The following is a 9076-nucleotide window of genomic DNA, read 5'->3' as shown; positions in this document are numbered from 1 at the left end:
GCGTTTCCCGGTCGTTGAGCGAGGAGCGAAGCACCGAGACGAAACGTGGCAGTACCTGAGAACAGACACCGGGGCAAGGCCGAGATCGGATGCCGCAGGTGGGCGTAGGGTCGGGACATGGCCCCCCGCCGCAGACGCACCGATGCCGCGCCGCTGTTCGCCGCCGCGGCCGTGGCCTACTCCGCCAACGTCGCCCTCGGCAGTGCCGTCGCGGCGAGGATCATCGACACGAGCGGCTTCCGCTGGCTGCACCACGCGATCTACATCGCCACGTGCGTCACCTCGGCCGCCGCCTTCTCGGCGGTGCTCTGGGGCCGACCCGTCCACGCCAGCCGCCGTGCGGCCCTGGCCCTCGCGCCCGCGGCCGCCCCGCTCGCCGCCATCCCGTACCTCGGAACCCACAGCCGTCGGCATCCGCTCGTCGCGCTCGCCGCCGCACCCTTCATCGTCGCGGGCCTCGTGTGCTCGCGCCTCGCCACCGACCGGAAGTGACCGCATGGAACTGCTCGACGCCATCCGCCGCCGCAAGACGACCAACGGGTCGTTCCTGCCCGACCCGGTGTCGGAGGAGCACCAGCGCATCCTGCTCGAGGCCGCTGGGCGGGCCCCCTCGCAGCTGAACAGCCAGCCGTGGCGCTTCGTGGTCATCGAGAACCGCGAGACGATCGACAGGATCGCGCGCATCTCGGGCGAGAGCATGACCGAGGCGATGTCGAACGGCACGTTCTTCGAGCGGTACAAGCCGTACTTCCGCTTCAGCCAGGCCGAGATGGAGGAGAAGCGCAGCGGGATGCTGTTCGACAAGCTCCCCGCGGCCCTCCGACCGTTCACGAGCCAGGTGTTCACGAAGCGCGGTCAGAAGCTGATGAACACGTTCGGGGTGCCCAAGACCCTCGGCGAGGAGAACCACAAGCTCGTCGCGGGCTCTCGGCTGCTGCTCGGTGTGATGCTCGACCGCAGCGAGTACCGCCCCGGGCAGCTGTCGTCGTTCTACTCCGTCTTCAGCATGGGGGCGGCGATGGAGAACGTCTGGCTCACCACCGTCGAGCTCGGCATGGGCATCCAGTTCATCTCGTTCCCGATGGAGGTGCCCGGCCGCTGGGAGGAGATCATCGACCTGCTCCGCGTGCCCGACGACCTCGAGCTCATGGCCGTCTATCGCCTCGGCTATCTGCCGCCCGAGCAGCGCCGCCCGGCCATCGACTGGTCGAGCCACCAGCGCAAGCTCGCGTCGCAGTACGTGTTCCGCGAGAGCTGCGAGACACCGCAGCAGGGGTGGGACGCCCCGCCGCCGGGCGCCGGGGCACCCCCGGCGAGCTGACTCTCACTCGCCGGTCGTGCGGGGGAGGGGCGTGAGGTCCTGCAGCGCGGGACCCTCGATCCTCGTGCCGTCCGCCGCGAAGCGCGAGGCGTGGAGCGGGCAGTCCCACGTGCACTCCGCGTCGTTCCAGTCGAGCACTCCGCCGAGGTGCGGGCACACCGCCGAGACCGCACGGGTGACGCCGTCGACCGTCGAGATGCCGACGGGTCGTCCGCCGCGGTTCGCGACCACGCCTTCGCCCTCGGCGGGCTTCGGAACGGGCACGGGCCGCCGCTCGGCATCGATCCACCCGGTCGTGGCCGCAGCGGCGACCTTCGCCCCCTCGACCGCGCCGCGGGCCAGGTCGGCGGGCACGGTCAGTCGCGTGCCGATCTTGACCATCCAGCCCGGGCGATCGTGCCAGTTCGCGCCGAGGATCTCCGTGGTGAGGCGCAGCGCCGCGGCGGGGGCGTTCGACAGTCCCCACTTCGCATAGCCCGTGGCGAAGCGGATGCTGCCGAGGCCGCGCGGCATCGCACCGACGAACGGGATCTGATTGTGCGACTCGTAGTCCTGCGCCGACCAGCGGTGCGTCTCCTCGGCATCGGGGAAGTGCGTCCTCGTCCACTCGATCAGATCCTCGACCGTGGCCGCCTCCCCGTCGGAGCGACCGACGGGATGACCGTTGCCGCCGACGATGAGCTGGGCGGTGTCGCCGGGGCCGTCGGCGGTGGACACGGGACGGATCGACCGTGAGGGGCTGTCGACCGACATGAACGTGCTGTCGGGGATCTCGGCCGACGTGCGGAACGAGACGCAGTATGAGCGGAAGGCGCGCATCTTCGCGAAGTAGAGGCCGCGGTCGAGGATCGGGTAGCCGGTCGCGATCACGATGTGCTCGGCGAACATCGGCCCCACCGGGGTCTCGACGCGGGGTTCGGGGAGCACATGCGTCGCGGTGACGCGGACGCCGGTGTGCAGCGTGCCTCCTGCGGCGATCAGTTCGTCGGCCAGAGCCTGAACGACCAGCATCGGGTCGATCGTCACCTGGTCGTCGAGAGCCACGGCGCCGGCGGCCGGGAACGCCGCGGACGACAGCTCGTGCGTCGCGACCATCCGGGCCGGGAGGCCCGCTTCGCGGGCTGCCGAATGGATCTCCGAGACGGTCTCGAGTCCGCTGCGATCCTGGGCGTACGAGTGATCGGTGCGCCGCTGGTAGGGGACTCCGGCGTGGTCGGCGAAGCCGGTGAGCCAGTCCATTCCCTCGCGGTTGCCCTCGACGTACGCCTGCACGAGGGCCGCAGGATGGTGTCGGCGGATCTCGGCGAGGCGCTGTCCCTGCAGCAGCGTCAGCTTGCCGGTGTTGCCGCCCGAGGCGAGCTCGCCCACGGCGCCCGCCTCGATCACCGCGACGTCGAGGCCCGCGCGCGTGAGCATGACGGCTGTGGTGAGCCCCGTGAGCCCGGCCCCGACGACGATCACGTCGTGTCGTGCACCGGGGTCGAACGGTGCGCCGGTGGGTGGGGTCCGATCGAGCTTCCACAGTGGCTTCATGGTGACAGTCTCGACCCGAGACCGCTCTCGACGCACCCGGTTGACAAGCGGGCGGGCGGCGGCGAAGCGCGCGACTAGAGTTGCCGCGTGACCCCTCGACGCCTGCTCCTCGTCTTCATCGGCGGCAGCATCGGCACGGCGGCTCGGCTGGCCATCGGGTTCTGGATCCCGGATGCCGGCGGCCTGCCCACGGCGACCCTCGTCGTCAATGTCCTCGGCGCTCTGCTGATCGGCGTGGTCGCGGCGCGATTCGCGGCGACCGCGGCGCTGCGTGTGTTCCTCGGCACCGGCGTGCTCGGGGGTTTCACGACTTACAGCGCGTTCACGACCGGCGCGGTCTCGCTGTGGGCGGATGCTCCGCTGCTGGCGTTCGCGTATGCCGCGGGCAGCCTCGTGCTCGGCCTCGCCGCGGCGGCGCTCGGGATGAGAATGGGTCGTCCGCGTGCGGCCGCACCCCGCTCGGGGGGTGACTCGTGAGTCCGTTGCTGTTCGTCGGCGCAGCGCTCGCCGGAGGTGTGGGGGCCGTGCTGCGCTACCTGATCGACATCGGCGTCGCGAGAATCGCGGGACGGCGCTTCCCCTGGGGCATCCTGCTCGTGAACCTCAGCGGATCGTTCGCTCTGGGGCTGGTGACGGCGATGCTTCCCGCACAGGCGTTCCTCCTGGGGGCCGGACTGCTCGGCGGATACACCACCTTCAGCACGGCGATGCTCGATGCGGTGGCTCTGTGGCGCGACGGTGCGCGCCGGGCATCCGCGTTCAACGCCGTCGGCATGCTGGTGCTGGGACTGATCGCCGCCGGCCTCGGCCTCGCCTCGGGCTCTGTCGTCTGACGCGTCCGCGCGGCCCGCGCCGCGCCCCGCCGCACCCGGCGAATCCCCAGCATCTCCCCGCAGAATGTACAAACGTACATGTACACCCGTACAGACGCACGGCGAGGGGAACCGATGGGCGAGGGCACGCGCAGACGCCGGGATCCGGAAGCGCGCCGTCTCGAGATCGTCACCGCCGCCGCCGAGCTGATCATCGAGATCGGCGTCGACGCGCTCACCCACCGCAAGGTGGCCGCGCGGGCCGAGGTGCCGCTCGGCGCCACCACCCAGTACTTCGCCACGCTCGACGATCTGCGCGAGGCCGCGATCGATGCCCTGGCGGCGGAGATCGGGGCACGCATCGATGAGACCAGGCGAGCGGTGGTGGTCGAGGGAGTGACCCCCGAGGGGCTCGCACGGCTCGTGCACAAGGCGCTCACGGATGCCCGCGCGATCCGGGCCGACCGCGCCGTCGTCACCGCCGCCGTGCACGATCCGCGCGTGCGACAGTTCGCCCGACTGTGGTCCGACGAGATCGTCGGGTTCATCGCCCCTGTTCACGGAGTGGACCGCGCCAGGGCCGCCGCCGTCTTCATCGACGGCGTACTCTGGCATGCACAGATCCACGACGAGCCGCTCGACGAAGAGCTCATCCGCGACGCCCTCGCCGGGATCCTCACCCCTCGGCAGGCGTCCTCCACAGCTTCCCCCGCCGCAGCATCCGCCTGATCCGACCGAGAGAGAATCCGCCCTTGTCGAACCTCGCCGTCCTGAGTCTCAAGAACCGCGCGCTGATCGCCCTGATCACGATCGTCGCCGCCGTCTTCGGCGGACTCGCTCTGACGAACCTCAAGCAGGAGCTCATCCCCTCGCTCGAGCTGCCCAACCTGATGGTCATGACGACGTACCCGGGCGCTTCGCCCGAGGTCGTCGAGAACGACGTGTCGACGCCGATCGAGTCGGCGATCCAGGGCGTTCCGGGTCTCGAGGGCACCACCGCCACGAGCACGACGAACGCCTCGATCGTGCAGGCGACCTTCGCCTACGGCACGAACCTCGCGACCGCCGAGCAGAAGATCCAGCAGGCCATCAACCGCATCTCGGGTCAGCTGCCCGAAGACCTGAGCCCGCAGGTGCTCGCGGTGTCGATCGACGACTTCCCCGTGATCCAGGTCGCGGTGACGGGCTTCGACGACGCCGAGAACGCACAGGCCGAGCTGACGAGCATCGCGATCCCCGAGCTGGAAGACGTCGACGGCGTCAACGCCGCGCAGCTGATCGGGGGCGTCGGTCAGCGCATCACCATCACGCCGGATGTCGCGGCCCTCGCTGCGCGGGGGCAGAGCTCGCAGGCCATCAGCACGGCACTGCAGCAGAACGGCACGCTGTTCCCCGGCGGGGAGATCACCGAGAACGGTCAGACCCTCACGGTGCAGACCGGAGCGAAGATCACGTCCGTCGAGGAGATCGCCGCGCTGCCCCTCGTCGGCACCGACGCGACCGTCGGAGATGTGGCCACGGTGGTGCAGGAGACCGATCCGGTCTCCTCGATCTCGCGCGTCGACGGGCAGGACGCCCTCTCGATCTCGATCACCAAGCTGCCCGCCGCCAACACGGTCGAGGTGTCGCAGGGCGTGATCGCCGCGCTCGACACGATCGGCGAGGCGTTCCCCGACGCCACCTTCACGATCATCTTCGACCAGGCGCCGTTCATCCAGCAGTCGATCGAGACCCTGGCGACCGAGGGGATGCTCGGCCTCGTGTTCGCCGTGATCATCATCCTCGTGTTCCTGCTGTCGATCCGCTCGACGCTCGTGACGGCGATCTCGATCCCCACCAGCGTGCTGATCACGTTCATCGGTCTGCAGGCGTTCGGCTACTCGCTCAACATCCTCACCCTGGGTGCGCTCACGATCGCGATCGGCCGCGTGGTCGACGACTCGATCGTCGTGATCGAGAACATCAAACGCCACTACGTGGGCGACGCCGACAAGGGCGATGCGATCCGCCTGGCCGTGCGTGAGGTCGCGATGGCGGTGACCTCGTCGACCATCACGACGGTCGCCGTCTTCCTGCCGATCGTGTTCGTCGGCGACATGGTCGGCGAGCTGTTCCGGCCGTTCGCCATGACCGTCTCGATCGCGATGGTGGCCTCGCTGCTCGTGTCGCTGACCATCGTGCCGGTGCTCGCCTACTGGTTCCTGCGTCCCGGCAAGCCGCTGCTCGACGAGAACGGCGTGCAGATCGATCCGGAGGACCCGGCTGCGCCCCCGACCCCGCTGCAGCGCGCCTACCGGCCGATCCTGGGATGGACGCTGAAGCACTCGGGGGTCACGGTGATCCTCGCGGTGGTCGTGCTCGGTGCGACTCTCGCCGCGGCGCCGCTGATGAAGGTGAACTTCCTCAGCGACTCGGGGCAGAACACCATGACCGTCACTCAGGACCTCGGCCCGACGGCGAGCCTCGAGACCAAGTCGGAGGCGGCCGTCGCCGTCGAGGACGCGCTCATGCAGATCGACGGCGTGACCACCGTGCAGGCGTCGATCGGGTCGAGCGGTTCCGCACTGCGCGACGCGTTCTCGGGCGGGGCCGGCATCACCTACTCGGTGCTCACCGACGCCGACGCCGATCAGGAAGACCTGAGGGCTGCGGTGCAGGATGCCGTGGCAGACCTCACGGACGTCGGAGAGGTGTCGGTCGCGTCGAGCGCGGGCTTCGGCTCGAGCGACATCGAGATCTCGGTCTCCGCTTCGAATGCCGACGATCTCCAGACCGCGACCACCGCCGTCGCCGACGAGCTCGACGGCCGCGACGGCATCGGACAGGTCACCGACAACCTCGCCGCGGCGCTGCCGTATCTGGCCGTCGTCGTGGACCGGGACGCCGCCGCGCAGCGGGGGCTCTCGGAAGTCGCCGTCGGATCGATCGTGTCGAACACCATGCGCCCGCAGCAGGTGGGCACGGTGGAGATCGACGACACCGCGCTGACGATCTACCTCGCCTCCGCCGAACCGCCGACCACCGCTCAGGCGCTGCGCGAGCTGACAATTCCGACACCGCTCGGCGTGGTGCAGCTGCAGCAGATCGCCACCGTCGAGGAGCGCAACGGCCCCACCTCGATCACGACCGAGCAGGGGCGCCGCACTGCCACGATCACCGTGCCTCCGGCGTCCGACAACCTGGCCGTGGCCACGCAGTCGGTGACCGCGGCGCTCGACGCGGTCGACCTGCCCGACGGTGCCTCGGCCGAGGTCGGCGGCGTCGCGACGCAGCAGGCGGACTCGTTCTCGCAGCTGGGCCTCGCGATGCTCGCGGCGATCCTGATCGTCTACGTCGTTATGGTCGCGACCTTCAAGTCGCTGCGTCAGCCGCTGCTGCTGCTCGTGTCGGTGCCGTTCGCGGCGACCGGTGCGATCCTGCTGCAGATCGTCACCGGGGTGCCGCTCGGCGTCGCCTCGCTGATCGGCGTCCTGATGCTCATCGGAATCGTCGTGACCAACGCGATCGTGCTGATCGACCTCGTCAATCAGTACCGCGAGAAGGGACTGTCGACGGTCGACGCCGTGAAGGCAGGTGGCGAGAAGCGACTGCGCCCGATCCTCATGACCGCGCTCGCGACGATCTTCGCGCTGACGCCGATGGCGCTCGGCATCACCGGGCACGGCGGATTCATCTCGCAGCCCCTGGCGATCGTCGTGATCGGCGGGCTCATCTCGTCGACCGTGCTGACGCTGATCGTGCTGCCGACGCTCTACAACCTCGTCGAGGGTGCGAAGGAGCGGCGTCGCGCTCGCAAGGCGGGATCCGGCGGTGAGGGTCCCGCGCCGGTCGAGGGCTCCGATCCCGTGGACGGACCCGCGCCCGCAGGCGACCTCGCGCTGACGGGGGCGACAGCCGACGGATCGACGGGTGCTGCACTGCCGCACGCGAACCAGCTGACCCGACGCGAGCTGCGCGAGCGCGGCGAGTAGACGTCTCGCGGTTCAGCACACCGCATCGCGACGCTCGACGCCCGCCCGGGACCGGTTCCCGGGTGGGCGTCGCGCATGCGTGCGGGCCGTGCGCGCGGTGGCCCGGAGTCACTCGAGCGTGATGCCCCACTCGAGCGTCCAGGTCTCGCCGGGAGCGAGGCGACGGATGCCGGTGCCGCTGTTCAGGGCATCCGCCGGCGCGGTCATGGGCTCGATCGCCACCGCGAGCGACTGACCCGGGTACTTGTCGGTCGTGAAGACCTGCACGAAGTCGAAGCCCGCGCCCTGCCAGAGCGTCAGTCGGCGTCCGTCCGGAGCCGTCAACGAGTGGCGCACGAGTCCGTCGGGGTCGCGCGCGAGGTCGGTGAACCCGGTGTCGAGGCTCACGTCGCCGATCCGCACTCCCTGTCGCAGTGCGGGATCCGTCGGACGGGTGCCCGTGGGCAGCATCCGCTCGTCGGTGTCGATCGTGGTCTCCGCAGGCACGCGCAGCACGAGGTCATGCGGGTCGACGTCGCCGATCGTCACGAACGGGTGCGTGCCGAGCGCGACCGGCGCCGCAGCGGAGGAGCGGTTGGTGAGCGCGTGGGTGACGTCGATCCCGTCGGCCCGCAGCACGTACGTCACGCTCGTCTCGATCAGGTACGGGTATCCGGTCTGCGGCACGATCGTGGCGCTCAAGGTCGTCGCCGACGCGGTCTCGTCGATTCCGTATGCGGTGAAGCGGAGGAGCCCGTGGCTGGCGTTCATGAACTTCGGCTCCGTGATGGCGAGCTGGCGTTCGATGCCCTCGTCGTTCCAGAGCCCGTCGCGGACGCGATTCGGCCACGGCGCGAGCACGACACCCGAGCACGAGGGCGTCGGAGAGTCGAGCGGATACGGAGGGATCAGGTCGACCGAGCCGATGCGCAGGGAGCGGAGGGAGGCGCCGACCTGCGCGATCTGAGCGCTGACGTCGCCGAGCTGCAGGTGCACCTGGGTGCCGGTGGGGGATGCGGAGTTCACCCCGCAATCGTATGGCGGGCCGCGCGCGTCGGGGGACCGGGCGGTTTCTCAGGCTGGCCCGCTACACTTGATGCGTCGGCTTCGGACACCCGCGCGCTGCGCGGACGTTTTTGTGTAAGAAGTGTGAGTCCAGGGGCCGATGGTGAGCGTCGCTCGACGCTTGATCAACCATCACATGAATGGCCCCGGCCGCTGACAGTCCGGAACCCTGCTCGATCGCATCCGATCGGGCGCAGGGTGCACGCGCGTGTGCGCGGCGCTGTTCTCGTGCGAGAACTCAGAAGGACACACCCATGCCCAAGAACAAGAAGCCCCGCGGCGGACGCCCCGCCGCCAACTTCGAGCCGCGCTACGGCGCGAACAAGTCGTCGTTCCACGACCGCCACTCCGGCGGACGTGACGGGGCCCGCGACACCCGCGACTCGCGCGATGCC

Annotated in this window: 8 protein-coding genes; 6 read left to right on the top strand and 2 right to left on the bottom strand. The window is 69.9% G+C overall.

The window, feature by feature from the left end:
* Positions 1–117 precede the first annotated feature (117 nt).
* Both RWO82_RS13960 and RWO82_RS13955 read left to right on the top strand, forming a co-directional pair.
* Positions 118–492, top strand: coding sequence for a hypothetical protein (locus RWO82_RS13960; RefSeq protein WP_314428097.1), 375 nt, complete (start codon positions 118–120; stop codon positions 490–492).
* A gap of 4 nt (positions 493–496) precedes the next feature.
* Complete coding sequence (locus RWO82_RS13955; protein ID WP_314428096.1) at positions 497–1321, top strand: nitroreductase family protein; 825 nt, start codon at positions 497–499, stop codon at positions 1319–1321.
* Between the two features lie 3 nt (positions 1322–1324).
* On the opposite strand, the gene RWO82_RS13950 is transcribed toward RWO82_RS13955, so the two are convergent.
* Entirely contained in the window at positions 1325–2854 is a 1530-nt protein-coding gene (locus RWO82_RS13950; RefSeq protein ID WP_314428094.1) for an FAD-dependent oxidoreductase, read from the bottom strand.
* Positions 2855–2941: 87 nt separating this feature from the next.
* On the opposite strand from RWO82_RS13950, the gene RWO82_RS13945 reads away from it, so the two are divergent.
* The 4 genes from RWO82_RS13945 to RWO82_RS13930 all read left to right on the top strand — a co-directional run bounded on the left by RWO82_RS13945 (position 2942) and on the right by RWO82_RS13930 (position 7637).
* Entirely contained in the window at positions 2942–3331 is a 390-nt protein-coding gene (locus RWO82_RS13945; RefSeq protein WP_314428092.1) for a CrcB family protein, read from the top strand.
* Positions 3328–3687 carry a CrcB family protein gene (locus RWO82_RS13940; RefSeq protein ID WP_314428090.1) on the top strand — a complete coding sequence of 120 codons (360 nt, stop codon included), beginning with the start codon at positions 3328–3330 and terminating at the stop codon, positions 3685–3687. Before RWO82_RS13945 ends, RWO82_RS13940 begins: the two co-directional genes overlap by 4 nt.
* Positions 3688–3801: 114 nt before the next feature.
* On the top strand, positions 3802–4395 hold the full coding sequence (locus RWO82_RS13935) for a TetR family transcriptional regulator (RefSeq protein ID WP_314428088.1): 594 nt from the start codon (positions 3802–3804) through the stop codon (positions 4393–4395).
* Between the two features lie 23 nt (positions 4396–4418).
* Positions 4419–7637, top strand: coding sequence for an efflux RND transporter permease subunit (locus RWO82_RS13930; protein ID WP_314428086.1), 3219 nt, complete (start codon positions 4419–4421; stop codon positions 7635–7637).
* 108 nt (positions 7638–7745) lie between these two features.
* On the opposite strand, the gene RWO82_RS13925 is transcribed toward RWO82_RS13930, so the two are convergent.
* Positions 7746–8642 carry an aldose 1-epimerase family protein gene (locus RWO82_RS13925; RefSeq protein ID WP_314428084.1) on the bottom strand — a complete coding sequence of 299 codons (897 nt, stop codon included), beginning with the start codon at positions 8640–8642 and terminating at the stop codon, positions 7746–7748.
* Between the last annotated feature and the right edge of the window lie 434 nt (positions 8643–9076).

The sequence above is a fragment of the uncultured Microbacterium sp. genome (genome assembly GCF_963521645.1).
In the GTDB taxonomy this organism is placed as follows: Bacteria; Actinomycetota; Actinomycetes; order Actinomycetales; family Microbacteriaceae; genus Microbacterium.
This window is presented reverse-complemented; position numbering and strand designations above follow the sequence as displayed.